Genomic DNA, 25,989 nt, shown 5'->3' with positions numbered 1-25,989 from the left:
AACCGCACCATGGATCTCGGCGTCGGCTGGAAACTTCACGGAGACGGCCGCGTCCCCGCGCCGGGCGCGGTGGTCCGCCCCGACGAGCGGCTCTCCTGGCCCCGCACGGTGGGGCTGGGCGCGCAGCACGTGGTCGCGATGTTCGGCGCGTCCTTCGTCGCGCCCGTCCTGATGGGGCTCGACCCGAACCTCGCGATCATGATGTCGGGCGTCGCGACCGTGATCTTCCTGCTCGCCACCCGCGGCCGGGTGCCCAGCTACCTGGGCTGCTCGCTGTCCTTCGTGGGCGTGGCGGCCGTCATCCGCGCCCAGGGCGGCACGAGTGCCACGGTCACCGGTGCGGTGCTCGTCGTGGGCGTGGCGCTGTTCCTGGTGGGGCTGGCCGTGCAGCGGTTCGGCGCGCGGATCATCCACGCCGCGATGCCGCCGATCGTGACCGGCGCGGTCGTGATGCTGATCGGCTTCAACCTCGCCCCGGTGACCGCTTCCACCTACTGGCCGCAGGACCAGTGGACCGCGCTGCTGGTCATGGCGTTCACCGCGCTGGCCGTGGTCTGCCTGCGCGGCTTCTGGTCCCGCGTCGCCATCTTCCTCGGCCTGGTCTTCGGCTACGCCGTCTCCTGGGCGTTCGACCGGATCTTCGGACGGATCCACTCGGCGGACGCGAGCGGCAAGGTCACCGACCACTGGCGGCTGGACCTCTCCGGGGTCGGCCGGGCGGACTGGATCGGCCTGCCCTCCTTCCACGGACCGAGCTTCCAGTGGTCGGCGATCCTGGTCGCGCTGCCGGTCGTCATCGCGCTGGTCGCGGAGAACGCCGGGCACGTCAAGGCGGTCGGCGAGATGACCGGCGACCCGCTCGACGACAAGCTCGGCACGGCGATCGCGGCCGACGGCCTCGGCTCGGTGCTGTCCACCGCCGTCGGCGGCCCGCCGAACACCACGTACTCCGAGAACATCGGCGTGATGGCCGCGACCCGCGTCTACTCGACCGCCGCCTACTGGGCCGCCGCCGGTTTCGCGCTGCTGTTCGGCCTGTGCCCCAAGTTCGGCGCGGTGGTGGCCGCCGTCCCGGGCGGCGTCCTCGGCGGGATCACCGTCATCCTGTACGGCATGATCGGCCTGCTCGGCGCGCAGATCTGGACCAACGCGGGCGTCGACCTGCGCAACCCGCTCAACCTGGTCCCGGCCGCCGCGGGCATCATCATCGGCGTCGGCAACGTCACCCTGACGTTCACCGACACCTTCTCCCTCAGCGGCATCGCGCTCGGCACCCTCGTCGTCATCGTCGGCTACCACGCGCTGCGCGCCTTCGCCCCCGCCCACCTCAAGACCCAGCAGCCCCTGCTGGACGAGGGCACCAGTTCCTACGACGACCCCGAACGCGCCAGCTCGTAGGCGTACGACGGGCTGAACGACCCCGCCTCGCCCTTGCAGCCGTCGGACTCGCCCGGCAGTTTCACCCACAGGTAGGCGTCGACGCGGGCCTCGCCGGTGTCGAGGGTGGGGGCCCGGCCCACCGCACGGCCGTCCGGGTCGCACCACTCGCCGCCGGCGGGCGCGCCGTTGCCGTTGCGGCTGGTGTCGATGACCGCGCCGAGTCCCGCGGGGCCGCCCAGCGCGGCGAGGACCTCGCGGGCGTAGGCGACCTCGTCGGCGGTGCGCTGGTAGTTGGAGACATTGGTGAAGATCCCCGCGGACGACGCGGAGGCCGCGCCCGCCTGCCTGAGCAGGTCCGCCTGCCGCGCCGGCCCGTTCCAGTGGGAGTGGCCGGCGTCGTAGTAGACGCGGGCCCGGGGGTCGGCCGCGGTGAGGACCCGGCCGGCGCGGGCCAGCGAGGCGAAACGGGCGGCCCGCCGCTCCGCCGGGAGGCAGTCGGCGTAGGCGATCGCGTCGGGCTCCAGGATGACGACGACCTCCCCCGAGCCGAGGCCGGCGGCGAACCGGTCGATCCAGGCGTCGTAGGCGTCGAGATCGGGTGCGCCGCCCCCGGACGCCCCGCCGCAGTCCCGATCGGGGATGAGGTAGGGCACGAGGACCGGCACCCGGCCCTGCGCGGCGGCGCCCGCGGTGACGGCGCGGACCCGGGAGGTGATCGTGTCCGGCGTGTGGTCGACGAACCACACCGCGGCCGGCCGGCTCGCGATGCGCGACTCGATGACCGCGCGGCGCGCGTCGCCCGGGTTGGCCCGGACCCAGTCCGCGACCTGGGACTCGGGGTGGCGGTAGAGCCGGCCCGGGGCGGCCGCCCCGCGTCCCTTCCGGCGGGCCGTGACAGTGGGCGCGGGCGAGGCGCTCCGGCCGGCCGCGGGCGTCCTCCCGGAAACTGACGGGGAAGGCGACGCGGCCGGGGACGGGGAGACGGGCGCGAGGGCCCGGGGGCCGCTCGTCTCCCGCCGAGGCTCACTCGCCCTGCCCCGGCGTGCGTCGCCGGTGTCGTCTCCGTCGCCGGACGACGCCACCACGGCGGCCGCCGCGGCCAGGGCGACGGCCCCCGAGGCGACGGCGACCACGACGCGCCGCCGGACGGCCCGTCGCTGACGCGGTACTCGCACGGTGCTGCTCCCCCTCCCGCGCGACGGGCACGTCCCCCGTTCCGGGGAAGCCCCGGGCCCGCCGGCGCGCGAGTCAGCCTAGGGCTGCGACCCTTCCCCCATGCCGCACTCGGAACAGTCCGCCCCACCCGTCACCCCGGCCGCCGCCGTTCTCGACGGGGTGCTCGCCCGGATGCGCGACCTTGACGCGGCCCTGCCACCGCGGGACGGGATCGCGGTCTTCAACCGGGTCTGCCTGGCCGTCAGGCGGGAGGCCGAACGGCGCGTCGGCACGGGCCTGTTCGCGACCCCCGGCGCCGCCGGCACGCTGGACGTTCGGCTCGCCGAGCGCTACCTCACGGCGGTCGACGCGGACGCCCGCGGCCACCGTCCGCCGGCCTGCTGGCGCCCGCTGTCGCAGTTCCGCCGCCATCCCGGCGTACGGCCCGTGCAGTTCGCACTCGCGGGCATGAACGCGCACGTCGGCCACGACCTCGCGCTCGCCGTCGTGGACGCCTGTCGTAGTCGCGGCTGCGAACCGGCGGACATGGAGGACGAGTTCGACCGCGTGGGCGATCTCCTCGTCACGCTGGAGGAGCGCATCCGCGAGGAGCTGACGCCGGGCCCCGACCTTCTGCGGATCGCCGATCCGCTCACCCATCTCCTGGGCTCGTGGAGCCTGGAGCGCGCCCGGGACGCCGCCTGGTCCGCGGCCCGCGCCCTGTGGGCCCTGCGCCGACTCCCGGACCTCGCCCGGGAGTCGGCCGACCGCCTCGACGCGGCGGTCGGCTTCGCCGGCCGGATGCTGCTCACCCCGCTGTGAGCCCGGCCCTCAACGCGCCTCAGTCCTCCGGGAGTTCCACCGGGGCGATCTCGTCGTACAGGTCACCCGGGCCCGGATTGGTCGCGTCGGTCGCCCCGCCGAAGTGGTGCATCACTCCCCAGACCGCGTTCAGCGCGGTCTGCACGGCGCCCTCGGCCCAGCCCGCGGTCCAGGAGATGTCGTCGCCGGCGAGGAAGATGCCCCGCTTGTCCTCGGGGAGCCGGTCCTGCATGAAGTGGGTGAACAGGCGCCGCTGGTATCGGTAGTGACCGGGCAGGTTGGCCTTGAACGCGCCCATGAAGTAGGGCTCGTTCTCCCAGGAGACCGTCACCGGGTTGCCGATGACGTGCTTCCTGATGTCGACGTTCGGGTAGATCTCGCCGAGCGACTTCAGCATGACCTCCATCCGCTCGTTCGCGGACAGCGGCAGCCACTTCAGGCTGTCGTCGCACCAGGTGTACGACAGGCAGATCACGGCGGGCTTGTCGGGGCCGTCGTCGAGGAGGTAAGTCCCGCGCGTCATACGGTCGGTGAGCGTCATCGACATGACGTCCCGGCCGGTGCTCGCGTCCTTGTCCAGCCAGAACGGCCGGTCGACGGGCACGAACAGCTTGCTGGACTCCATGTAGTGGGTACGCTCGATCGCCGTCCAGTGGTCGATCGGGAACAGCGAGTCGTCGCAGGCGATCTTCGACAGCAGCATCCAGGACTGGGCGGTGAAGATCGCCGCCCGGTAGGTGCGGATGTCTCCGTCGGCGTCCGTCACCGTGATGCGGTTGCCGGCCGTGCGGTGCAGCCGGGTCACGGCGGGGCGGGGCTCGCCGCCCTCGTGCAGGCTCGCCAGCGAGGTGCCGTACGGCCAGTGCACGATCTTCTCCGGCTCGCGCTCCCACAGGCGCAGCGGCAACTGCTGACTGCCGCCGACGATGCCGCGGTGGTGGTCGTCGGCCTCGGTGTAGACGACGCGCAGGATCTCCAGGATGGAGTTGGGGAAGTCGGTGTCCCAGCCGCCGGTGCCGAAGCCGACCTGGCCGAAGATCTCGCGGTGGCGGAAGGACTTGAACGCCTCGGAGTCGCAGAGGAAGCCGTAGAAGGTCTGGTTGTCGAGCTTTTCGACGAGCTTGGACCAGATCTCGCGGATGCGCGGCACGTCCCGCTCGCGCAGGGCGCGGTTCATGTCGCTGAAGTCGGCGCCCTCTTCGAGGCACTTCGCCCAGGCCTCCGCGACGTCCCGGTAGACCTGGGGGAGGTCGTCGATCGTCTCGGCGTAGTGGGACTCGCCCTTGAGGTCGACGACGGTCGAAGGCGTCGCCTCCGAGAGGGGGTTGGGGAACGGGCGGGTCTCCAGACCCACCAGGTCGATGTAGTGCTGGAGCGCCGTGGAGGACGGCGGGAAGCGCATCGCGCCCATCTCGGCGGTGAGCGAGGGGTCGCAGCCCTCGAAGCCGACGGTGCGCAGCCGGCCGCCGATGCGGTCGGCCTCGTATACGACGGGCTTGAGGCCCATCTTCATCAGCTCGTACGCGGCCACGATGCCGGACAGTCCGCCGCCGATGACCGCGACCTCGGCGCCGTGCTCGGTCGCCGGGATCTGGCCGAGCCCCGCCGGATGGGCGAGGAAGTCGTCGTAGGCGTACGGGAAGTCCGGGCCGAACATGGTGATCGGCGGCTGCTGCGCGTCGGTGTGCTCGACGGCGTTGGGCACCGTGGACGTCATGGGGTGCGGACTCCTTGCGGCGAGGAAGAGCGGGGGGCGGGGGCGGCCGGGGGCCGGGTCAGACCAGGGAGCCGTAGAGGCCGGGGCGGCGGTCCTGGAGGTAGGGGTTCGCCTCGCGGGAGGCGGCGAGGAAGGCGGGGTCCACGTCGGCGAACACCAGTTGCTCCTCGCGTCCGGCGCGGGTGCGGGCGACGCCGTCGGGGCCGGCCAGCGTGGACAGCCCGACGAACTCGAACTCCCCTTCCACACCGACTCGGTTGACGTACGCGACGTACATCTGGTTCTCGAAGGCGCGCACCGGGATCATCGACTCGGCGACGAACTGGAAGGGGTGCATCTGCGCCGTCGGCACCACCAGGAGGTCGGTGCCGGCCAGGGCGTGGGCGCGGACGTTCTCCGGGAACTCGACGTCGTAGCAGACGAGGAGGCCGACGGTGAGGCCGTTCAGCTCGGCCTGGACGACCTGCTGCCCGCCGGGGGCGAAGTGGTCGCGCTCGAAGCAGCCGAAGAGGTGGGTCTTGCGGTAGCCGGCGAGGCGGGCGCCTTCGGCGGAGATCAGCTGGACGGAGTTGTGGACCGTCGCGCCCTCGCGCTCCGGGTAGCCGTACGCCACGGCGAGCCCGTGCCGGCCGGCGATCTCGGCGACCGCGTCGGCCGAGTCGCCGTCGGCGGGCTCGGCGAGACGGGCGATGTCGTCGCCGATCGCGTACCCGGTGAGGAACATCTCCGGCGTGACGAGCAGGCCCGCGCCCGCGGCGGCGGCCCGGCCGGCGGCCTCGTCGAGGACCTTGAGGTTCTCGGCGACCGAGCCGGGCCGGCCGGAGCTCTGGAGCAGGGCGGTGCGCATGCGTGATCCTCACCGGGGGCAGGGGTGATTGTGGGGGCCACGTAGACGGTACGGGCGTCGCCCTCGGCGGAACAAGAAGCACCCGTTGCGCGCTGACCAGCGGTTCGTTGCGTCGATTCCGGGCGGGGCGGCGATTCGTTGCAGGCACCGGGGTGCGCTTCAACGGCAGCGCGTTCGCGCCGGTCTCACCGCCCGTGCCGCGAGCACCGCCGCCGCCAGCAGGTACGGCGCCGCGAACAGCGCGAACGTCGTGGTGTGGGCGCCGGTGGAGGTGAGGGCGGTCGCGTAGGCGGCGTAGACGGCGATGGTGGTCAGCTCGGTCGCCAGGCCCGCCAGCGAGGTGACGGTGGCCCGGCCGGTGCCCTCGATGCGCTGCTGGAGGCGGGCGTCGGCGAGCACCGTCGCCAGCTGGAAGCCGCCGAAGGCCGCGGCCACCAGCGCGATTCCGGCCGGTGTCCCGGCGGCCGCGCCGGCGGCGAGGGCGAGCGCGGAGACAGCGAGCAGCGCGGCGAGCCCCTTGGGCGCGCTGCCGAGGCGTTCGGCCGGACCGGCGAGCAGGCTGCCCGCCGTGACGCCCGCCCAGATCACCACGAGCAGGTAGGGGACGGTCGCGTCCGCCACGCCGGTGTCCCTGGCCAGCAGGGGGGTGTACTCGTCGAGCGCGCCCCAGACCGCCCCGACGGCCGGGACGAGCAGCAGCGCCCCGCGCACGGAGCGGTCACGGCGCACCTCGCCGAGCCCGGACCGCAGGGCGGCGGCCCAGCCGGCAGCCGCCCCCTCGCCCGCTCCGGAGGCGGGACCGGCGGCCGGGTGGCGGTGTTCGGGGAAGCGGGTCGCCGTCGCGGCGCAGAGCAGGCAGGCCAGGACGCTGGCCGCGCCGACGGCCGGGTAGCCGTGGGCCGCGAAGACCGGGCCGGCCGCGGCCATGGCCGTCATCGCGGCGGCCTGTCCGGCCGCGTGGGCCCGGCCCATGATCCGGGCGTAGGTGTCCGCCGCGCCGAGCCGCTCCAGCTCCTCGTAGACCAGGGCCTCCAGCGCCCCGGAGGCCAGCGCGCCGCGCGCGCCCCACAGGACGAAGCCGAGCGCGAAGGCCCAGTACGAGGGGAAGAGCACCCACAGGGCGAACCCGGCCCCGCCGAGCAGCGGGCCGAGCCACAGCAGGGTCCGGCGGGAGACGGCGTCCGCCCAGGCGCCGGAGGGCACCTCCAGCAGCACGCCGGTCGCCGACCACAGGACGAACAGCGAGGACGTCTGCCAGACGGACAGCCCGGTGTCGGCGAACAGCAGCGCGTACACGGGGTAGAGCAGGACGAACTCGTCGAGGAACGCGTAGACGTACAGCGTGGCCGTGAGACGGCCGGGGGTGGGTGACATGGGGCCTTCCCGGAGGGGGCGGTTCGGACGTCGTGGACACGGCGTCCGAGGCGGCCCTCGGGAGGCGTGAGCGGTGGATCAATGTCGCCAGGTCATGAAGCCGATGCTAGCCCCGACCGACCTGCCGGCCACCGGAATTTCCCCGACCCGCGCGATCCGCGTGAGCGTCGCGCGGCCGGCGGTCGGGCACCGGCGGTGCCGGGCTGGGCCTCGCGGCGGTCGACCCGGCGGCCCCGCCCCACGGCTCAGCCCGGCCCGGCGGCCGGCGTCACGTCGGGGAGCCCGACGAGAAGCGTCTCAGGAGCGGGGACAGGACCAGCACCGACTTGGTGCGCTCCACGAACGGCTCGCCCGCGATGCGTTCCAGCACGCGTTCGAAGTGGCGCATGTCGGCCGCGAAGACCTGGGCCACCGCGTCCGCGTCCCCGGTGACGGTGGACGCGGCGACGACCTCCTGGTAGCGCTCCAGGCCCCGCTGGATGGTCTCCGGGGAGGTGTTGCGCCGACAGTAGATCTCGACGAACCCCTCGGTCTCCCAGCCGAGCGCCGCCGGGTCGACGCGGACGGTGAAGCCGGTGATGGCCCCGGTGGCGCGCAGCCGGTCCACGCGCCGTTTCACGGCGGGGGCGGAGAGGCCGACCAGCTGGCCGATGTCCGCGTAGGAGCGGCGGGCGTCCTCGGCGAGGGCGTGCACGATGCGTTCGTCGAGATCGTTCAGCACGGCGGTTGGTTCACTTCACTTCTGACGCAGCTGACGCTGCTTGCGGTGCGAGACGGGAGCGGCGGTAGCCGTAAAGGAAGTAGAACACGAGCCCGACGGCCATCCAGACGCCGAAGACCACCCAGGTGATCGCGGACAGGCTGCCCATCATCCAGACGCAGAAGGCGAAGCCCAGAACGGGCAGAAACGGCGAGAGCGGGACCCGGAAGGTGCGGGACATCTGCGGGCGCGTCCGGCGCAGGACGACGACGGCGACGTTGACCAGCGCGAAGGCGAACAGGGTGCCGATGCTGGTGGCGTCGGCGAGCTGCCCGAGCGGGACGGCGGCGGCGAGGACGCCGCAGAACAGGGAGACGATCAGCGTGTTGGCGCGGGGCGCGCCGGTCCTCGGGTGGACGCGGGAGAACACCTTGGGCACGAGTCCGTCGCGGGACATCGCGAAGAGGACCCGCGTCTGGCCGTAGAGCACGGTCAGGACGACGCTGGCGATAGCGACGACGGCGCAGAACGCCAGCAGGGTGCCCCAGAAGGTCTGCCCGGTGACGTCCCGCATGATCTGGGCGAGCGCGGCCTCGGAGTCGTTGAAGCTCCGCCAGGGCCGGGCGCCGACGGCGACGGCGGCGACGAGGACGTACAGCGCCGTCACGATGACCAGGGAAAGCATGATCGCGCGGGGCAGGTCGCGCTGGGCGTTCTTCGCCTCCTCGCCGGCGGTGGAGGCAGCGTCGAAGCCGATGTACGAGAAGAACAGCGTCGCCGCCGCCGCGCTGACGCCCGTCATGCCGAGCGGCATGAAGTTCTCGTAGTTGCCCGAGCGGAAGCCCTGGACGCCGATCGCGCAGAACATCACCAGCGCGGCGATCTTCACGACGACCATGACGGTGTTGGCGCGGGCGGACTCCCGGGCCCCGCCGAGCAGGAACGCCATGGCCAGCAGGACGACGACGAGGGCGGGCAGGTTGAACACGCCTCCGTCGCCCGGCGGGGCGGACAGCGCGGCCGGGATGGTGACGCCGAGGGTGCCGTCGAGCAGTTCGTTGAGGTACTCGCCCCAGCCGACGGCGACGGCGGCCACCGACACGCCGTACTCCAGGACGAGGCACCAGCCGCAGACCCAGGCGACGAGTTCGCCCATCGTTGCGTACGCGTACGAGTACGAGGAGCCGGCGACCGGGATGGCGCCCGCGAGCTCGGCGTAGGACAGCGCCGAGAACAGGGCGGTGAGGCCGGCGATCACGAAGGAGAGGGTCACGGCGGGGCCGGCCTTGGGTACGGCCTCGCCGAGGACGACGAAGATGCCGGTGCCCAGCGTGGCGCCGATGCTGATCATGGTCAGCTGCCAGAGGCCGAGGGAGCGCCGCAGGGCCCCTCCCTCACCCTGACCGCCTTCCGCCACCAGGCGTTCCACGGGCTTGCGCCGCATCAGACCGGCGACCGGACCCGGGGGCGGCGGGGCGGCCTGGGTGCGGTGGTCGGGGGGTGCGCCATGGTCGAGCACGCTCTGACTCCTTCGTCGCTGCCTCTCGACGCGAGGGGACCGCGCGGGCACACCTGCACCGGGCAGGAACCCACCGAGCGGGGTCCCCGCCACGCCACGTACAGCGCACGACACTATGACCCGGGACGTCGCAGGTGTAATGCAGCAACCATGCGCGCACACACAGAATCGTTGCGTTCCTGGCGACGAGGTTGCACATCTGTTGCAGGCTGCCCGAGGGCACCCTGAGGGGCGCGGGGAACTGCGCGACCAGCCACAGCCTCCCCGCACCCGAAATCCGGCCCCGCCTGCGGAGCTACCAGCTGGCGTGCAGCGGCTTGCCCTCCGCGTAGCCCGCCGCGCTCTGGACGCCGACGACGGCGTTCGCGGCGAACTCCGCCAGGGAACCCGCGCCGGCGTAGGTGCAGGAGGAGCGTACGCCCGCGATGATCGAGTCGATCAGGTCCTCGACGCCCGGGCGGGCCGGGTCGAGGAACATGCGGGAGGTGGAGATGCCCTCCTCGAACAGCGCCTTGCGGGCGCGGTCGTAGGCCGACTCCTCGGCGGTGCGGTTGCGGACCGCGCGCGCGGAGGCCATGCCGAAGGACTCCTTGTAGGCGCGGCCGTCCGCGTCGTGCTGGAGGTCCCCGGGGGACTCGTAGGTGCCGGCGAACCAGGAGCCGACCATCACGTTGGACGCGCCGGCCGCCAGGGCCATCGCCACGTCGCGCGGGTGGCGGACGCCGCCGTCGGCCCACACGTGCTTGCCGTGGCGGCGCGCCTCGGCCGCGCACTCCAGGACGGCGGAGAACTGCGGCCGGCCGACGCCGGTCATCATGCGGGTGGTGCACATGGCGCCGGGTCCGACACCGACCTTGACGATGTCGGCGCCCGCCTCGATCAGGTCCCTGACGCCCTCGGCGGAGACGATGTTGCCCGCGACGATCGGGACTCGGGGGTCCAGGTCGCGCACCAGCCGGACGGCGTTGATCATCGACTCCTGGTGGCCGTGCGCGGTGTCGATGACGAGCGTGTCCACGCCCGCGTCGAGCAGCAGCTTGGCCTTCTCGGCGAAGTCGCCGTTGATCCCGACGGCGGCGGCGATCCGCAGCCTGCCCTCGGCGTCGGTGGCCGGCGTGTACAGCGTCGCGCGCAGGGCGCCCTTGCGGGTGAGGATGCCGGCGAGCCGGCCCTCGGAGTCCACGGCGGGGGCGTAGCGCCGGTTGCGGCGGTCGAGGGTGTTGAAGGCCTCACGCGGGTCGATGTCCGCGTCGAGCAGCAGCAGGTCCTTGGACATGACCTCGCTGAGCTGTGTGAAGCGGTCCACGCCGGTGAGGTCCGCGTCGGTGACGACGCCGACGGGGCGGCCGTCCGCGTCGACGACGACGCCCGCATTGTGGGCGCGCTTGGGCAGCAGGGCCAGCGCGTCGGCGACGGTCTGGTGGGGCGCGAGCACGATGGGGGTGTCCAGGACCAGGTGGCGGCCCTTCACCCAGGAGATGACGTCGGTGACGACGTCGAGGGGGATGTCCTGCGGTATGACGACGAGTCCGCCTCGCCGGGCCACGGTCTCGGCCATGCGGCGGCCGGCGACGGCGGTCATGTTGGCGACGACCAGCGGGATCGTGGTGCCCGTGCCGTCCGGTGAGCTGAGGTCCACGCCCTGCCGCGAGCCCACGGCACTGCGGCTCGGCACCATGAAGACGTCGTCGTAGGTCAGGTCGTGGGCGGGCTGGATGTCGTTGAGGAAACGCACGTGCTGCACATCCCGGTCGATCAGAGGTGACCCCCGGGCAGGTAGCCAGGGGGGAGAAGCACGTACTTCATTCTCCCACGGGGCCCGTGGCACGCCGCCCGGTCGGATCGTCCAGGGGATCCGCGCCGCCGTTAGGAGGATCGTCCGAGGGCCAGCACCACGGAGAGGGCGGGCGCCCGGTCCACCGCCGAGGAGAACACCGCCTGCGCGATCTCCCACTCCTCCGGCCGCGCCTTCGCGTACGGCGTCCAGTTCCGTACGACGACGAGCACGCCCTCGGTGTCGGGGCGGGCGGGCAGGTCGCCGAGGCTGTCGGCGAGGGCGTCCCAGTTGCGCCCGAACCGGTCGGGCAGCTCGAGGTCGCGGACGCAGCGGTCCATCAGGTCGGCCTTGTCCTCGACGCCGTCGAGGTCCAGCGTGAGCACGTGATCCGTCATCCAGGCACCGCCCTGCGCGAGTCGTGGTCTCCGGTTCCGGGGACGGCCGCCCGGCCGTCCCCGTGTCTGACGTTACGTCAGGAACCGTCGGGATCGGTGCGGTTGAGGGCCGGTTTCGGCATCGGTCCGGCCGTCATCAAATAGTCCGCGGCCGAGGTGTCCGTCACCAGGCTGGTGACGAGCCCGGACCGCAGCACCGCGTCGATCGCGGCCGCCTTGCGCTGCCCGCCCGCGATCGCGACGACCTCGGGGACGCGGCGGAGCTGGTCGGCCTTGACGGTGATGCACCGCTCGCCCAGATCGCGCCCGACCCGGCGGCCGTCCGCGTCGAAGAGGTGCGCTGACATCTCGGCGGCGACGCCGAGCGAGGCGTAGTGGCCGCGTTCCTCGTCGCTGAGCATGTCGTGCACCGTGGAGATGCCCGGCTCCCAGGAGCCGATGGAGACGCAGGCGACCGTGACCTTGTCGAAGTACTCGAAGGCCCGGGCGATCCCCGTCTGGTGGCGCAGCGCGGCCGCGGTGGCGGCGTCCGGCAGCAGCATCGGCGCGTAGATGGGGTGCGCGTCGCCGCCGGACACCTGGGCCGCGCGGCGGACGGCCTCGACCGAGCCGCGCTCGGCGGTCCCGGCGTCGTACACGCCGGTCAGCTGCACCACCGTGCACGGAGGCAGCCGGTCCAGCGCCGCCGCCATATGGATGGTGGAGCGGCCCCAGGCCAGGCCCAGGACGTCCCCCTCGTTGACGAGTTCGCCGAGCAGGTCGGCGGCCACTTCTCCCAGGTTCTCCGGGTCGGGCGACTCCTCGACGTCCGCCGGGGACTCGACCACGACGGCGTGCCTGAGGCCGTAGCGGGCGCGGAGCGCGTCGGAGCGCTCGGCGTCCAGTTCGGCCGGCACACGGATCTCGATGCGCACGAGATCCCGTTCGAGAGCGGTTTCCAGGACCCGGGCCACCTTGAAGCGGCTGACGCCGAACTCCTCCGCGATCTGGATCTTGGACTTGCCCTCGAGGTAGAAGCGGCGGGCCATGGCCGCCGCCTGCACCAGCTCAGCGGGTCCCATCCGCATGGCTGACCGGCCCGCCGACATACCCGACACGGCGATCTCCTCACTGCTGTTCACACTTGGATTCGCCGTTCATCCTTGCAGATCCGGCGCATTCGATCAGTCCCGATGAAAGCCGTTCACGTACCTGTGGCTCAGTGGTCGCACGCCCAGGAGGCCTTGGCGGTGGCCGCTTCCGCCTGCGTGCGCAATGCACGTACCGCTTCGGCCGGGTCCTCGGCGCCGTAGACCGCCGACCCGGCCACGAACACGTCGGCGCCGGCTTCCGCGCACCGCTCGATCGTCGAGGCCGAGACACCGCCGTCCACCTGGAGCCACAGCTGCAGGCCGTGCTTGCCGATCAGCTCCCGGGTGCGGCGGATCTTGGGCAGCATGATGTCGAGGAACGCCTGCCCCCCGAAGCCCGGCTCCACCGTCATGATCAGCAGCATGTCCAGCTCGGGCAGCAGGTCCTCGTACGGCTCGATGGGCGTGGCGGGCTTGAGCGCCATGGACGCGCGGGCGCCCTTCGCCCTGATCTCGCGGGCGAGGCGGACGGGCGCGGCGGCCGCCTCCACGTGGAAGGTGACCGACGAGGCGCCCGCCTCGACGTACTGCGGGGCCCAGCGGTCGGGGTCCTCGATCATGAGGTGGCAGTCCAGCGGGGTGTCCGTCGCCCGGGCCAGGGACTCCACCACGGGCACGCCGAGCGTGAGGTTCGGGACGAAATGGTTGTCCATGACGTCGACGTGGAGCCAGTCGGCTCCTTCCACCGCCTTCGCCTCGTCCGCGAGGCGGGCGAAGTCGGCGGACAGGATGCTGGGGTTGATCTGCGCGGCCATGCCTCCAAGCCTGCCATGCCCTCCGGGGGTTGGTGGCACCGGTCCGGTCGCTGGTCCCCGTGGGGCCGGCCGTGGGCACGGAGCGGGTCCCCGTCCGGCGTCAGGCGGTGCGGCGCAGGATCGCCAGGTACATGGCGTCCGTGCCGTGCATGTGGGGCCAGAGCTGGACGTCGGGGCCGTCGCCGAGGGCCGGTACGTCCGGGAGCAGGGGGCGGGCGTCGATCAGCTCGGCCCCGGGGTGCTGCTTGAGGACGTCGGCGACGACGGCGCGGGTCTCGGCGAGGTGCGGCGAGCAGGTGGCGTAGCCGACGACGCCGCCGACGCGCACGGACTCCAGCGCGGAGCTCAGCAGCCCCCGCTGGAGGGGCGCGAAGCCCTCCAGGTCCTCCGGCCGGCGCCGCCACCGCGCCTCGGGCCGGCGGCGCAGGGCGCCGAGGCCGGTGCAGGGCACGTCCACCAGCACCCGGTCGAAGGAGCCGGGCCGCCACGGCGGGCGGGTCCCGTCGGCCGCGATGACCTGGTACGGGCCCGGGTTGCCGTCCAGTGCCTTCGCCACCAGGCCCGCCCGGTGCGGCTGCTTCTCGGAGGCGAGGAGCAGCGCCCCGCGCTCGGCCGCGAGGGCCGCCAGCAGCGCGGCCTTGCCGCCGGGCCCGGCGCAGCCGTCGAGCCAGCGCTCGTCGCGTCCGTCCAGTGGGGCGGCGGCGAGCGCGAGCGCGACGAGCTGGCTGCCCTCGTCCTGCACGCCGGCCCGCCCCTCCCGCACGGCGTCGACGGCCCCGGGCTCGCCGCCCTCGGTCAGCCGCACGGCGTACGGCGACCAGCGGCCCGGCACTGCGGCCTCCTCGCGCAGCAGCTCGTCCACGGTGGACCGGCCGGGCCGGGCGACCAGCGTCACCTCGGGCCGCTCGTTGTCGGCCTCCAGCAGGTCCTCGATGCCGTTGCGGCCGCCGCCGAGGGAGTCCCACAGCGCGGAGACGACCCATCTCGGGTGCGAGTGGACGACGGCGAGATGGTCCTCGGGGTCGTCGTCGTAGGGCGGGGCGACCTGCTCCAGCCAGGTGTCGAGGTCGTGCTGCGCCACCTTGCGGAGCACGGCGTTGACGAACTTGGCCCGCCCGTCCCCGAGCACGACCCGCGCGAGCTCGACGGATGCGGAGACGGCGGCGTGGGTCGGGATGCGGGTGCCGAGCAGCTGGTGCGCGCCGAGGCTGAGCACGTCCAGCACCGGCGGGTCGACCTCCCTGAGCGGCCGGTCGACGCACGCCGCGATCACGGCGTCGTACGTTCCCTGCCGCCGCAGCGTCCCGTACACCAGCTCGGTGGCCAGCGCGGCGTCCCGCCCGTCGAAGTCCCCGCCCTCGCGCGCCTTGCGCAGCAGCGGCGGCAGCACGAGGTTGGCGTACGCGTCCCGCTCGTCCACGGCCCGCAGCGCCTCGAACGCGAGGATGCGGACGGGGTCCTTCTGGGGCCGGCGGTAGGGCTTGCCGGTGGAACGGGGCCGGGGACGGCGGGGCTGATCGCTCACGAAAAAGGTGCTCCGGGTGAAGGTGAACCAGACTCCCCCAGCGTACGCGGCACCCGTCGGGCCCGGACCGCGGGCCGGGGCCCGCCCAAGCCGGGGCCGGCGCCCCCGCCCGTCGGGCCCGGGGCTCAGCCGCCTACGTGCTCGCCCTCCGTGATGCGGGCGCCGCGGGCCCAGTCCGCCGCGCTCATCGGCTTCTTGCCCTGGGCCTGGACCCACAGCAGCTCGACGGCGTGCGAGCCGGTGCCCACGTGGACGCTGTTCTTGCCGACGGCGAGCGCGCCGGGGGCGATGTCGTCGCGGCCCGGGACCGGACGCACCTGGATCAGCTTCAGCCGCTCGCCCCGGAACGTCGTCCAGGCGCCCGGCGCGGGCGTGCAGCCCCGCACGACCCGGTCGACGCGCAGCGCCGGCGCGGCCCAGTCGACGCGCGCGTCCTCCACGGTGATCTTCGGGGCGAGGGTGACACCGTCCTGCGGTTGCGGCACGGCCTTCAGAGTGCCGTCCTCGACCCCGTCCATCGTCGCCGCGAGGAGACCGGCGCCCGCGAAGGCGAGCCGCGTCAGCAGGTCCCCGCTGGTGTCGGTGGCGCGGACCTCCTCCGTCACCGTCCCGTAGACGGGCCCCGAGTCCAGCCCCTCCTCGATGAGGAACGTGGAGGCGCCGGTGATCTCGTCCCCCGCCATCACGGCGTGCTGCACGGGCGCGGCCCCCCGCCAGGCCGGCAGCAGCGAGAAGTGCAGGTTGACCCAGCCGTGCGCCGGGATGTCGAGGGCCACCTTGGGGAGCAGCGCGCCGTAGGCGACGACGGGACAGCAGTCCGGCGCGATCTCCCTGAGCCGCTCCAGGAACTCCGGCTCCTTCGGCCTGGCCGGCTTGAGCACCTCGATGCCGGCCTCCTCGGCCCGCTGGGCCACCGGGGAGGCGACCAGCCGCCGTCCCCGCCCGGCCGGGGCGTCGGGCCGCGTGACGACGGCGGCCACCTCGTGCCGCCCGGAGGCGATCAGGGCGTCCAGGGCGGGGACGGCGACCTCGGGGGTGCCGGCGAAGACGAGCTTCATGGGTGGGACGGGCCTCTCGGACGGGTCGGACGGCGGGCAACGCCCAAGTTTATTGGGGGCCGGGCGCACCGCCTGAAGGCGAGTACGGGATGCCGTGTGCCGCAGGTGTTGCTTCCGCCGGCGACCGCCCGGAGGCAGGAGAGGTACGCCTGCCCGCCATCGGTCGCGCGCACCCCGCGCAGGGGGCGTACGCATATGCCCATACGCCCCCACACCGTGACCAGCGGAGCGAACCCGCGTTGGTCAAGAAAGAGTTGACCACACCGGACCGCGCCCCACCGCGGCCCGCCCCTTTCTCCTCATCGCCGGTTCGAGAGGCTTGTTCATGGCCGACCACGCAACCCACGACGCCCAGGCCCGGGCCAGCCTGCACTTGCTGGTACGGGACATCGAGCGGGTCCGCCGACAGGTGGACGCGCTCCGCACCCTCACCGCCCAGCTGGGCAACGTCTACCGACCGCGCCGCTCCGGCCCCTCCACGGGCTTCGTCGTCTACGGACGCGCCCCCGCCCCCACCGTCCGCCTCGCCCAGGAGCTGCGGGACAGCGTGGAGACGCTGGTGACCGCGGCGGTGGACTTCGACCGTTCGCTCGGCTTCTCGTGGGACGCGGTGGGCTCCGCGCTCGGCGTCACCAAGCAGGCGGTCCACCGCCGCTACGGCGCCCGCCGCGCCGCCGCCCAGACCGCCGCCGCGGAGCCCGAGCGGGCGCCGGAGCCCACGGGCGGCCGCACGGTGAACGTGGGCGCCGGGATCGCCGCGGTCCCGACCGTGCCGGCGGCCCGCTCCATGCCGACCCAGCCGACGGCGGGCAGCCCGTCCCTGCGCGAGGAGGTCCGCCCGACGGCCTTCCCCGGCCCCCGCAACGGCTGACGCCCCACCCCGCCACCCCTGCCCTCTCGCCCCTGCGAGAGGGCAGCCCGCCTCACCGCTCGACCCCGTCGGCCACCGGATGGCCCGCCGCCTTCGGCGAGCCCGCGGCCGCAGGGCCGACGTGACCGGCCGGCGCGACAAGGACGTCCGGCCCGCCCGACCGAGGCCACCCGGCCGACAACGCGGAGCATCCCGGCCGCCGGGAACCGCCCCTCAGCCGATGTCCGGCGGGTCGATCCTTACCCACACCGGGGTGCCCGCGCCGCTTCCCGCGGTCGGGCCGCCCGTGCCGCCGCTGCGGGCCATGCGGGCCGCCTGGGCGGTCTTCAGCGCTGCGGCCAGTGCGGCTCCGCGACCCGGTGGGACACGGATCAGCGCCCGTTCCCAGTGTTCGCCGGGCGGTGGCGCGCCGGGGCGGCGCGGCCGGCCCGCCGGGGTGGGCGGCACGGGGACGGGCCCCAGCACCTCCGCCTCCCGCGGCAGCTCCACCGCGCCCAGGAACGCCGCGACCGCCTCACCCGCTCCCGTCACCGACGCCATCCGCGACACCGGCGGGAAGCCCAGCTCGGCCCGCTCGGCCAGCTCCCGCACGGCGTGGCCGACCGGGTCCCACCGCACCAGCGCCTGCACGGGCCGCAATGTCGGCTCGGCGACGACGACCACCGTCCCCCCGTCCCCCTGCGGCCGCACCAGCGAGGCCGCCGCGATCCAGCGCCGCAGCGCGTCCTCCCCGGCCCGCAGGTCGGGCCGCCCCAGCATGGCCCAGCCGTCCAGCAGCAGCGCGGCCGCGTACCCGCCCTCGGCGACGGGTTCCGCGCCCGGCGTGCTCACCACGAGCGCCGGCGCCCCCGGCACGGTGTCCAGCACGTGTTCGCGCCCCGAGGTGCGCACCGGCACCGCCGGGAACGCCCGCCCCAGCTCCTCGGCGGTCCGCCGCGCCCCCACGACCTGGGCCCGCATCCGGAACCCCCCGCACTCCGGGCAGTGCCACGCACCCTCCTCACGCCCGCACCAGCCGCACGCCAGGGCGGTGCCGCCGTCCCGCGCCTCGAGCGGTCCCGAACAGTGCCCGCAGCGCGCCGGCGCCCGGCAGTCCGCGCACGCCAGCCGCGGCACATAGCCCCGGCGCGGCACCTGTACCAGCACCGGCCCGTGCCGCAGCCCCTCCCGCACGGCCTGCCAGGCGAGCGTCGGCAGCCGGGCGGCGCGCGCGGCCTCGTCCCGGGCGAGATCCTGGTCGCCCACCGTCCGCACCAGCGGAGCCGCCCGCCGCACCTGCTCCCGCCCCGCCGCCAGGGGCCGCGCCCACCCGCTCTCTACGAGCTGGGCGCCCTCCACGGTGCAGCTCCAACCCCCCATCAGGAAACCGCACTTGTCCTGCGTGGCACGCAGCATCAGCACATCGCGGGCGTGCGGCTGCGGAGCGTGCTGCTCGCTGTGGCTGTCGTCGCCGTCGTCCCAGACGGCCACCAGCCCGAGGTCGCGCACGGGGGCGAACATGGCGGCTCGCGTCCCGACGACGGCCCGTACGGCCCCGCGTCGCACGGAGAGCCACTCCCGGTACCGCTTCTGCGGCCCGGCGTCGGCGGTCAGCAGCGCGTGCCGCCCCTCGCCCAGCAGGGCGGTCAGCGCGGCGTCCACGCGCGCGGCGGCACGCCCGTCCGGCACGACGACGAGGGCGCCGCGCCCGGAGGCCAGCGTCGCGGCGACGGCCCGCGCCAGCTCCTCGCCCCACTCGGGCCCGGGCAGAGCGTTCCACACGGCCCGTGGGGACGCGCCGGAGGCCAGGGCCTCCAGGAACGCGGGCCCGTGCTCGTAGCGCGCCCAGGTGCCCGCCTCGGGGCTCCTGGGCGGCGGCAGCGGCGCGGGCGAGGGCTGCTGTTCCGCCTTGGCGCTGCGCGGCGGCACCGCGAGCTGCAGCACGTCGGCGAGGCTCCCCGCGTACCGGTCGGCGACGGCCCGCGCCAGCCCGAGCAGTTCCGGGCTCAGCACCGGCTCGGGCGACACCACCTGGGCGAGGGCCGCCAGCGGGCCGGAGTAGTCGGACGCGGCCAGCCGCTCGACGAGGAAACCGTCGATGAGCCCGCCGCCCTCGCGCCGCCCCTCGCGCACCCGCCCCCGCCCGGCGCCGAAACGCACCCGCACCCGCACCCCCGGCTGCGCCTCGGCGTCCAGCTCGGCCGGCACCGCGTAGTCGAAGTAGCGGTCGAGGTGCAGCACACCCTTGTCGACGAGGACCCGCGCGACCGGCAGCTCCCCCGCCAGCGCGGCTCCCCGCCAGGTCCGCGGCTTCGCCCGGGGCGCCTTCGCCTTGCGCACGCTCTCCCGGATCAGCGCGAGCTGCTCCGGCGCCGCCGCCTCCCCGGCCCCGCCGCCCCCCTGCCCGTTGTCGCTGCTCACGCTTGCATTCTTACCAAACGGCACCGACAACCACGGCCCACGCACGCGCCGAGGCCCGGCCCCCCTCGAAGGGGACCGGGCCTCGTGCGTGGGTCGGAAGCGGCTACGGCCCCGAGGGCCCCGCCTCCCGTGTCACAGACCCGCGGCCTCGCGCAGCGCGTCCACGCGGTCCGTGCGCTCCCAGGTGAACTCGGGAAGCTCACGGCCGAAGTGGCCGTACGCGGCGGTCTGGGCGTAGATCGGGCGCAGCAGGTCGAGGTCGCGGATGATCGCGGCCGGGCGGAGGTCGAACACCTCGTCGATGGCCTTCTCGATCTTCTCGGGCTCGATGGTGTGCGTGCCGAAGGTCTCGACGAAGAGACCGACCGGCTCGGCCTTGCCGATCGCGTAGGCGACCTGGACCTCGCAGCGCGAGGCGAGACCGGCGGCGACCACGTTCTTGGCGACCCAGCGCATCGCGTAGGCGGCCGAGCGGTCGACCTTGGACGGGTCCTTGCCGGAGAAGGCGCCGCCGCCGTGCCGGGCGAAGCCGCCGTAGGTGTCGATGATGATCTTGCGGCCGGTCAGGCCGGCGTCGCCCATCGGACCGCCGATCTCGAAGCGGCCGGTGGGGTTGACCAGCAGACGGTAGTTCTCGGTGTCGAGCTTGATGCCCTCGCCGAGGAGCGCCTGCAGCTCCGGCTCCACGACGAACTCGCGGATGTCGGGCGTGAGCAGCGATTCCAGGTCGATGTCGGACGCGTGCTGCGAGGAGACGACGACCGTGTCCAGGCGGACCGCCTTGTCGCCGTCGTACTCGATGGTGACCTGGGTCTTGCCGTCGGGGCGCAGGTAGGGGATGGTCCCGTTCTTGCGGACGTCCGACAGGCGCTTGGACAGGCGGTGCGCCAGGAAGATCGGCAGCGGCATCAGCGTGGGCGTCTCGTCGGACGCGTAGCCGAACATCAGGCCCTGGTCGCCGGCGCCCTGGCGGTCCAGCTCGTCCTCGTCGCCCTCGACGCGGGACTCGTACGCCGTGTCGACGCCCTGGGCGATGTCGGGGGACTGCGCGCCGATGGACACCGAGACGCCGCAGGAGGCGCCGTCGAAGCCCTTCTTGGAGGAGTCGTAGCCGATCTCGAGGATCTTCTCCCGGACGAGCTGGGGGATCGGCGCGTAGGCCTGGGTGGTGACCTCGCCGGCCACGTGCACCAGACCGGTCGTGATCAGGGTCTCGACCGCGACCCGGGAGGTCGGGTCCTCGCGCAGAAGCGCGTCGAGAATGGTGTCGCTGATCTGGTCAGCGATCTTGTCGGGGTGACCCTCGGTCACGGACTCCGAGGTGAACAGGCGACGGGACACAACGCTCCCTGGGGTTGCAGCGGCTGCTGGCTGATCATAGGCGGACGCGTCGGAGGCTGCGCCCGGCGTCGTCCGAGAAACAGTTTATCGGTCTGGCTCGTCCACCGGTCCTGGTGTCTCGCCTCTCGGGAGCACTGTGACCTGCGGCACGCGCATTCTGCACAATGCGGTACGCCCTTGGCCAGGGGGCACGCCCCGATCACGAAGGTTCCCACCGACGGTGGGGCCATGCGGCGGCTCCACGGAGGATTCACCCGGGGGTTCATCCGAGGCGACGCGCCACCAGGTCCCACACCGTGTCGGCGAGGGCTTCCTTCGGGCCGTGCGGCACGGGCGTCTCGCTGCCGTCGGCGCCCAGCACGACCGCCTCGTTCTCCTCGGCGCCGAAGGTCTTGCGCTCCCCCACCTCGTTCACCACGAGCAGATCGCACCCCTTGCGGCGCAGCTTGGCCCGGCCGTTGGCCAGGACGTCGTCCGTCTCGGCGGCGAAGCCGACCACGACCTGGCCGGGGCGGGCGCGCTCGGCGGAGACCTCCGCGAGGACGTCGGGGTTGCGCACCAGGACGATCGGGTCGGGTTCCTGGCCGTCCTTCTTCTTGATCTTGCCGGCCCGGTATGCCGCCGGGCGGAAGTCGGCGACGGCCGCCGCCATGACGACCGCGTCGGCGTCCCCGGCGGCCTTCAGGACGGCCTCGCGCAGGTGCACGGCCGTGTCGACGTGCACGACGTCGACGCCCGCCGGGTCGGGCAGGGCGGCGTTCGCCGCGACCAGGGTGACCCGGGCACCGCGGGCGGCGGCGGTGCGGGCGAGGGCGTAGCCCTGCTTGCCGGAGGAGCGGTTGCCGAGGAAGCGCACGGGGTCGAGGGGCTCGCGGGTGCCGCCGGCGCTGACGACGACGTGCCGTCCGGCGAGGTCGGGCTCCCGCACCCCCCGGGCGAGGACGCGCCGGCAGACCTCGAAGATCTCGGCCGGGTCGGGCAGCCGCCCCTTGCCGGTGTCGACGCCGGTGAGGCGGCCGACGGCCGGTTCGACGACGACGGCGCCGCGGCGGCGCAGCGTCGCCACGTTCTCCTGGGTGGCCGGGTGCTCCCACATCTCGGTGTGCATCGCGGGCGCGAAGACGACCGGACAGCGGGCCGTGAGCAGAGTGTTGGTCAGCAGGTCGTCGGCGAGGCCGTGGGCGGCCCTGGCGAGCGTGTCCGCGGTGGCGGGGGCGACGACCACCAGGTCGGCGTGCTGGCCGATGCGGACGTGCGGGACCTCGTGGACGTCGTCCCAGACCTCGGTGGAGACGGGGTTGCCCGAGAGGGCGGACCAGGTGGCGGCGCCGACGAAGTGCAGCGCGGATGCGGTGGGCACGACCCGGACGTCATGGCCGGACTCCGTCAGTCTGCGCAGCAGCTCACAGGCCTTGTAGGCGGCGATGCCACCGCTGACTCCCAGTACGACCTTCGGCTTGTCCACCGTCTCTCCCCGGACTCGGCGCCCGCACTCCGTGGCTCCGGCGTGCGGGTCCATGCTGCCATCACGGCGGGGGCCGGCCACCCGCCTCCCCCGAGCAGACCACAGGCCCGGCAGAGAAGACTGCCGGGCCTGTGGAAAAACCTACTGCGAGCTGAAAATACTACTGAGCCGGGCCTTCGATGGCCTCGGAGGTCAGCAGGCCCGCGTTGATCTCGCGAAGGGCGATCGAGAGCGGCTTCTCGTGGACGTGGGTGTCGACGAGCGGACCGACGTACTCGAGGAGGCCCTCGCCGAGCTGCGAGTAGTACGCGTTGATCTGGCGGGCCCGCTTGGCCGCGTAGATCACGAGGCTGTACTTCGAGTCGGTGGCCTCGAGGAGCTCGTCGATCGGCGGGTTGATGATGCCCTCGGGCGCGGAGATGGAAGAGGACACGCTCTACCTTCCGATGGATGGGAAACGAGGAACGGTGATCACAGTCGCGATCACACGCCATCCGTCAAGGCTAGCAGCTCACGCGCCACATCCTCGACGGAGGTGTTGACCAGGGTCTCGTCGAACTCGGGCTCGGCCGCGAGTTCGATCTTCGCCGCGTCCAGACGGCGTGCGATCACCTCGGGCGGCTCGGTGCCCCGGCCGGTGAGCCGGCGGACCAGCTCCTCCCAGGAGGGAGGGGCCAGGAAGACCAGCTGGGCCTCGGGCATGGACTCGCGGACCTGCCGGGCGCCCTGGAGGTCGATCTCCAGGAGCACGGGCTCGCCCGCCTCCAGCCTCTCCAGCACGGCGGCCCGGGGGGTGCCGTAGCGGTTGCCGGCGAACTCGGCCCACTCCAGCAGCTCGCCGTTGGCGATCAGCTTGTCCATCTCGTCGTCGGTGACGAAGAAATAGTGGACGCCGTGCCGCTCGCCGGGGCGCGGCTTGCGGGTGGTCGCCGACACCGAGAGCCAGAGCTCGGGGTGCTCCTTGCGCATATGCGCGACGACCGTGCTCTTGCCGACCCCGGAGGGGCCGGAGAGCACGGTCAGCCGCGGACGTGCGTCCGGGGGTACGGGGGACGTCCCCCGGGGTGTTGCAGCCATACAGCGATTATTCCAGTTGTCACGCGGTGCCCGGGACGGTCCTCCCGGAGCACCCGGGACTCACTTGGCGGTCTCGCCGAACTCGCGCTCCAGGGAGGCGATCTGGTTGGAGCCGAGACCGCGCACGCGACGGCTCTCGGAGATGCCGAGACGCTCCATGATCTGCTTGGCGCGGACCTTGCCCACGCCGGGGAGCGACTCGAGCAGGGCGGAGACCTTCATCTTGCCGATGACGTCGTTCTCCTGGCCCTGCTTGATGACCTCGTGAAGGGAGGCGCCGGAGTGCTTGAGTCGATTCTTGACCTCGGCCCGCTCCCGGCGAGCCGCGGCGGCCTTCTCGAGCGCGGCTGCGCGCTGTTCGGGGGTAAGGGGCGGAAGAGCCACGCCTACGTCACCTCGGATGTCGAACTGTCGGATACGGACCGGTGAGGAACCTAGTCGCCCCACACCTGGTGAGCGACGAGCAACACGCTCGCCCGTTCACTCTCCGTCGGAGACTAGCGGCCAACTCCGCCGGAGTCAGCGAGAACCAAGGAAAAGTCCTGGTCAGCCTCCGCCAGGACGGACATTCGGGACAAAATGCCCCGGATTCGGGGCTGTATTCAGACTCACGCCCCCGGCGGGCCGTCCGACCGAGCCCCCGGTCGGACGGCCGGAGAGGCTCAGACGGCCGTCACGGCTGCGCGGATCTCCTGTGCGAACCGTTCCGCGGCGTCACGCAGCGCGACCACGTCGGGCCCGTGGCGCAGCACACCGCGGCTGACGTTCGGGACGACGTTGCGCACCGCCCCGCGGAAGACCCGCGGCAGATCGGCCGGCGTCGCCCCCTGCGCCCCGATGCCGGGCGCGAGCAGCGGGCCGTTGACATCGAGGTCGTACGCGGACAGGTCGCCCAGCGTGGCGCCGACGACCGCGCCGAAGGAGCCGAGGGGCTCCTCCCCCGCGTTCTCGGCGGCCAGGTGCGCCAGCATCGTCGCGCCCACGTTCCGGCCGGCGTGGTCCTCCACACGCACCGCGTGCTGCACCTCGCGGCCCTCCGGATTGGAGGTCAGCGCCAGCACGAACAGTCCGGCGCCGCTCTCCCGCGCCATCGCCACCGCCGGCGAGAGCGAGCCGTAGCCGAGGTACGGCGAGACGGTGAGCGCGTCGGAGAACAGCGGCGCGTCCTTGTGCAGGAAGGCCTCGGCGTACGCGGCCATGGTCGAGCCGATGTCGCCGCGCTTGGCGTCCATCACGACCAGCGCGCCGGCCGCCCGCGCCTCCTCCACCGACTTCTCCAGCACGGCGACGCCGCGCGAGCCGAAACGTTCGAAGAAGGCGGCCTGCGGCTTCAGGACGGCGACCCGGCCGGCCAGCGCCTCGACGACCGTCCGGCTGAACCGCTCCAGCCCGGCGACGTCGTCGTTCAGGCCCCACTCGGCGAGCAGGGAGGCGTGCGGGTCGATGCCGACGCACAGGGGGCCGCGCTCGTCCATGGCCCGGCGCAGCCGCGCACCGAAGGGCTCCAGGGTCATACCGTCCTCCTGACGTCGGCGCCGACCGCGTCGGCCAGCGTGGCGTAGGGGCTGGTGCGCAGCCGGGCCGCGAGCCCCTTGTGGATCGCGCGGCCCCAGAAGGGCCCCTCGTAGACGAAGGCGCTGTAGCCCTGGACGAGCGTGGCGCCGGCGAGGATGCGCTGCCAGGCGTCCTCGGCGCTCTCGACGCCTCCGACGCCCACCAGGGTGATCCGGTCGCCCACGCGCGCGTAGAGGCGGCGCAGCACCTCCAGGGAGCGTGCCTTGAGCGGGGCGCCTGACAGTCCGCCGGTCTCCTTGACCAGCGCGGGAGCCGATGTCAGTCCGAGGCCCTCGCGCGCGATGGTGGTGTTGGTGGCGATGATGCCCTCCAGACCGAGTTCCACGGCGAGGTCGGCGACCGCGTCGACGTCCTCGTCGGCGAGGTCCGGGGCGATCTTCACCAGCAGCGGCACCCGGCGGGTGGTCACCGTGCGGTCGGCGGCCTCGCGCACGGCGCTCAGCAGGGGGCGCAGCGCCTCGGTGGCCTGGAGGTTGCGCAGTCCGGGGGTGTTGGGCGAGGAGACGTTGACGACCAGGTAGTCGGCGTACGGCGCGAGACGCTCGGTCGACTTCACGTAGTCGCCGACGGCCTCCTCCTCGGGGACGACCTTGGTCTTGCCGATGTTGACGCCCACGACCGTCTTGAAGACCGGCTCGCGGGAGGCGAGGCGGGCGGCGACGGCCAGCGAGCCCTCGTTGTTGAAGCCCATGCGGTTGATCAGCGCACGGTCGGACACCAGCCGGAACAGCCGCTTCCTGGGGTTGCCCGGCTGCGCCTCACCGGTGACCGTGCCGATCTCGACGTGGTCGAAGCCGAGCATCGCCATGCCGTCGATCGCGACCGCGTTCTTGTCGAAGCCGGCGGCGAGCCCGAAGGGGCCGTGCATGCGCAGTCCGAAGGCCTCGGTGCGCAGCTCCCGGTGGCGGGGCGCGAGGGCGGCGGCGACGAAGGTGCGCAGGACGGGGACGCGGGCGGCGAGGCGGATCCAGCGGAAGGCGAGGTGGTGGGCCCGCTCGGGGTCCATCCGCTTGAAGACGAGAGTGAAGAAGATCTTGTACATGATTCCCTCATGAAGAGCCCTCATGACGAGGGGGACACCGTTTCCGGTGTCCCCCTGTGGGCTG

The 25,989-nt window shown here is 73.4% G+C and carries 23 protein-coding genes; 3 read left to right on the top strand and 20 right to left on the bottom strand.

Annotated features, from left to right (window positions below; translation table 11 throughout):
* Positions 1–9: 9 nt before the first annotated feature.
* Positions 10–1,398 (top strand): uracil-xanthine permease family protein, encoded by a 1,389-nt coding sequence (locus tag EV567_RS26905; protein ID WP_130444570.1) that lies wholly within the window; start codon positions 10–12, stop codon positions 1,396–1,398.
* Here EV567_RS26905 and EV567_RS26900 read toward each other — a convergent pair.
* Positions 1,368–2,513, bottom strand: coding sequence for a glycoside hydrolase family 6 protein (locus tag EV567_RS26900; RefSeq protein WP_130444676.1), 1,146 nt, complete (start codon positions 2,511–2,513; stop codon positions 1,368–1,370). The genes EV567_RS26905 and EV567_RS26900 overlap by 31 nt on opposite strands.
* A 142-nt stretch (positions 2,514–2,655) precedes the next feature.
* Between EV567_RS26900 and EV567_RS26895 the strand changes: the two genes are divergently transcribed.
* Positions 2,656–3,357: a DUF5995 family protein gene (locus EV567_RS26895; RefSeq protein ID WP_130444568.1), complete on the top strand. Its 702-nt coding sequence runs from the start codon at positions 2,656–2,658 to the stop codon at positions 3,355–3,357.
* Between the two features lie 19 nt (positions 3,358–3,376).
* Here the strand turns inward: EV567_RS26895 and EV567_RS26890 are convergent, their stop codons facing one another.
* The 11 genes from EV567_RS26890 to fmt form a co-directional block, all read right to left on the bottom strand.
* Positions 3,377–5,074 carry an NAD(P)/FAD-dependent oxidoreductase gene (locus EV567_RS26890; RefSeq protein ID WP_130444566.1) on the bottom strand — a complete coding sequence of 566 codons (1,698 nt, stop codon included), beginning with the start codon at positions 5,072–5,074 and terminating at the stop codon, positions 3,377–3,379.
* 58 nt (positions 5,075–5,132) lie between these two features.
* On the bottom strand, positions 5,133–5,921 hold the full coding sequence (locus EV567_RS26885; protein WP_130444564.1) for a carbon-nitrogen hydrolase family protein: 789 nt from the start codon (positions 5,919–5,921) through the stop codon (positions 5,133–5,135).
* Positions 5,922–6,080: 159 nt separating this feature from the next.
* The gene (locus EV567_RS26880) at positions 6,081–7,295 is read right to left on the bottom strand and encodes an MFS transporter (protein ID WP_130444562.1); all 1,215 of its coding nucleotides are present in this window, start codon (positions 7,293–7,295) and stop codon (positions 6,081–6,083) included.
* Between the two features lie 268 nt (positions 7,296–7,563).
* On the bottom strand, positions 7,564–8,016 hold the full coding sequence (locus tag EV567_RS26875) for an Lrp/AsnC family transcriptional regulator (RefSeq protein ID WP_130444560.1): 453 nt from the start codon (positions 8,014–8,016) through the stop codon (positions 7,564–7,566).
* A gap of 10 nt (positions 8,017–8,026) precedes the next feature.
* Positions 8,027–9,514 carry an amino acid permease gene (locus EV567_RS26870; RefSeq protein ID WP_130444558.1) on the bottom strand — a complete coding sequence of 496 codons (1,488 nt, stop codon included), beginning with the start codon at positions 9,512–9,514 and terminating at the stop codon, positions 8,027–8,029.
* 295 nt (positions 9,515–9,809) lie between these two features.
* Positions 9,810–11,249 (bottom strand): GuaB1 family IMP dehydrogenase-related protein, encoded by a 1,440-nt coding sequence (locus EV567_RS26865; RefSeq protein WP_165430500.1) that lies wholly within the window; start codon positions 11,247–11,249, stop codon positions 9,810–9,812.
* Between the two features lie 131 nt (positions 11,250–11,380).
* A complete protein-coding gene (locus EV567_RS26860) occupies positions 11,381–11,686 on the bottom strand; it encodes a barstar family protein (protein ID WP_130444554.1) in 306 nt (101 codons plus the stop codon).
* Positions 11,687–11,763: 77 nt separating this feature from the next.
* Entirely contained in the window at positions 11,764–12,807 is a 1,044-nt protein-coding gene (locus EV567_RS26855) for a sugar-binding transcriptional regulator (RefSeq protein ID WP_130444552.1), read from the bottom strand.
* A gap of 77 nt (positions 12,808–12,884) precedes the next feature.
* Positions 12,885–13,571 (bottom strand): ribulose-phosphate 3-epimerase, encoded by a 687-nt coding sequence (gene rpe / locus EV567_RS26850; RefSeq protein ID WP_130444550.1) that lies wholly within the window; start codon positions 13,569–13,571, stop codon positions 12,885–12,887.
* A gap of 100 nt (positions 13,572–13,671) precedes the next feature.
* Positions 13,672–15,096 carry an RsmB/NOP family class I SAM-dependent RNA methyltransferase gene (locus tag EV567_RS26845; protein ID WP_130444548.1) on the bottom strand — a complete coding sequence of 475 codons (1,425 nt, stop codon included), beginning with the start codon at positions 15,094–15,096 and terminating at the stop codon, positions 13,672–13,674.
* Between the two features lie 125 nt (positions 15,097–15,221).
* Positions 15,222–16,154 carry a methionyl-tRNA formyltransferase gene (fmt, locus tag EV567_RS26840; RefSeq protein WP_130444546.1) on the bottom strand — a complete coding sequence of 311 codons (933 nt, stop codon included), beginning with the start codon at positions 16,152–16,154 and terminating at the stop codon, positions 15,222–15,224.
* Positions 16,155–16,479: 325 nt separating this feature from the next.
* Here fmt and EV567_RS26835 point away from each other — a divergent pair, with 325 nt between their 5' ends.
* Positions 16,480–17,025: a hypothetical protein gene (locus tag EV567_RS26835; protein ID WP_130444544.1), complete on the top strand. Its 546-nt coding sequence runs from the start codon at positions 16,480–16,482 to the stop codon at positions 17,023–17,025.
* Between the two features lie 213 nt (positions 17,026–17,238).
* Here the strand turns inward: EV567_RS26835 and EV567_RS26830 are convergent, their stop codons facing one another.
* From EV567_RS26830 to EV567_RS26795, 8 genes are all read right to left on the bottom strand, one after another.
* Complete coding sequence (locus EV567_RS26830; protein ID WP_130444542.1) at positions 17,239–19,425, bottom strand: primosomal protein N'; 2,187 nt, start codon at positions 19,423–19,425, stop codon at positions 17,239–17,241.
* A gap of 132 nt (positions 19,426–19,557) precedes the next feature.
* Entirely contained in the window at positions 19,558–20,766 is a 1,209-nt protein-coding gene (gene metK, locus EV567_RS26825) for a methionine adenosyltransferase (protein WP_130444541.1), read from the bottom strand.
* A 262-nt stretch (positions 20,767–21,028) separates the two neighbouring features.
* Positions 21,029–22,231 (bottom strand): bifunctional phosphopantothenoylcysteine decarboxylase/phosphopantothenate--cysteine ligase CoaBC, encoded by a 1,203-nt coding sequence (gene coaBC, locus EV567_RS26820; protein WP_130444539.1) that lies wholly within the window; start codon positions 22,229–22,231, stop codon positions 21,029–21,031.
* 160 nt (positions 22,232–22,391) lie between these two features.
* Positions 22,392–22,664: a DNA-directed RNA polymerase subunit omega gene (gene rpoZ, locus EV567_RS26815; RefSeq protein ID WP_003977348.1), complete on the bottom strand. Its 273-nt coding sequence runs from the start codon at positions 22,662–22,664 to the stop codon at positions 22,392–22,394.
* A gap of 50 nt (positions 22,665–22,714) precedes the next feature.
* Positions 22,715–23,308, bottom strand: coding sequence for a guanylate kinase (gmk, locus tag EV567_RS26810; RefSeq protein ID WP_130444537.1), 594 nt, complete (start codon positions 23,306–23,308; stop codon positions 22,715–22,717).
* Between the two features lie 60 nt (positions 23,309–23,368).
* A complete protein-coding gene (locus EV567_RS26805) occupies positions 23,369–23,692 on the bottom strand; it encodes an integration host factor (protein ID WP_130444535.1) in 324 nt (107 codons plus the stop codon).
* 278 nt (positions 23,693–23,970) lie between these two features.
* Positions 23,971–24,822, bottom strand: a complete 852-nt coding sequence (gene pyrF / locus EV567_RS26800; RefSeq protein ID WP_165430498.1) for an orotidine-5'-phosphate decarboxylase — start codon at positions 24,820–24,822, stop codon at positions 23,971–23,973.
* A complete protein-coding gene (locus tag EV567_RS26795) occupies positions 24,819–25,925 on the bottom strand; it encodes a quinone-dependent dihydroorotate dehydrogenase (RefSeq protein WP_130444533.1) in 1,107 nt (368 codons plus the stop codon). The genes pyrF and EV567_RS26795 overlap by 4 nt, the downstream gene beginning before the upstream one ends.
* Positions 25,926–25,989 lie beyond the last annotated feature (64 nt).

Source organism: Streptomyces sp. BK239, from assembly GCF_004217285.1.
In the GTDB taxonomy this organism is placed as follows: Bacteria; Actinomycetota; Actinomycetes; order Streptomycetales; family Streptomycetaceae; genus Streptomyces.
The sequence above is the reverse complement of the archived record's forward strand: the minus strand, read 5'-3'. Positions and strand labels throughout refer to the sequence as shown.

Excerpts from the sequence above, each read along its gene's own strand:
- EV567_RS26860 (WP_130444554.1), bottom strand. The coding sequence starts at position 11,686 with ATGACGGATCACGTGCTCACGCTGGACCTCGACGGCGTCGAGGACAAG.
- EV567_RS26895 (WP_130444568.1), top strand. The coding sequence starts at position 2,656 with ATGCCGCACTCGGAACAGTCCGCCCCACCCGTCACCCCGGCCGCCGCC.
- gmk (WP_130444537.1), bottom strand. The coding sequence starts at position 23,308 with ATGGCTGCAACACCCCGGGGGACGTCCCCCGTACCCCCGGACGCACGT.
- EV567_RS26885 (WP_130444564.1), bottom strand. The coding sequence starts at position 5,921 with ATGCGCACCGCCCTGCTCCAGAGCTCCGGCCGGCCCGGCTCGGTCGCC.
- rpe (WP_130444550.1), bottom strand. The coding sequence starts at position 13,571 with ATGGCCGCGCAGATCAACCCCAGCATCCTGTCCGCCGACTTCGCCCGC.
- EV567_RS26905 (WP_130444570.1), top strand. The coding sequence starts at position 10 with ATGGATCTCGGCGTCGGCTGGAAACTTCACGGAGACGGCCGCGTCCCC.
- fmt (WP_130444546.1), bottom strand. The coding sequence starts at position 16,154 with ATGAAGCTCGTCTTCGCCGGCACCCCCGAGGTCGCCGTCCCCGCCCTG.
- EV567_RS26890 (WP_130444566.1), bottom strand. The coding sequence starts at position 5,074 with ATGACGTCCACGGTGCCCAACGCCGTCGAGCACACCGACGCGCAGCAG.
- EV567_RS26795 (WP_130444533.1), bottom strand. The coding sequence starts at position 25,925 with ATGTACAAGATCTTCTTCACTCTCGTCTTCAAGCGGATGGACCCCGAG.
- EV567_RS26880 (WP_130444562.1), bottom strand. The coding sequence starts at position 7,295 with ATGTCACCCACCCCCGGCCGTCTCACGGCCACGCTGTACGTCTACGCG.
- EV567_RS26835 (WP_130444544.1), top strand. The coding sequence starts at position 16,480 with ATGGCCGACCACGCAACCCACGACGCCCAGGCCCGGGCCAGCCTGCAC.
- pyrF (WP_165430498.1), bottom strand. The coding sequence starts at position 24,822 with ATGACCCTGGAGCCCTTCGGTGCGCGGCTGCGCCGGGCCATGGACGAG.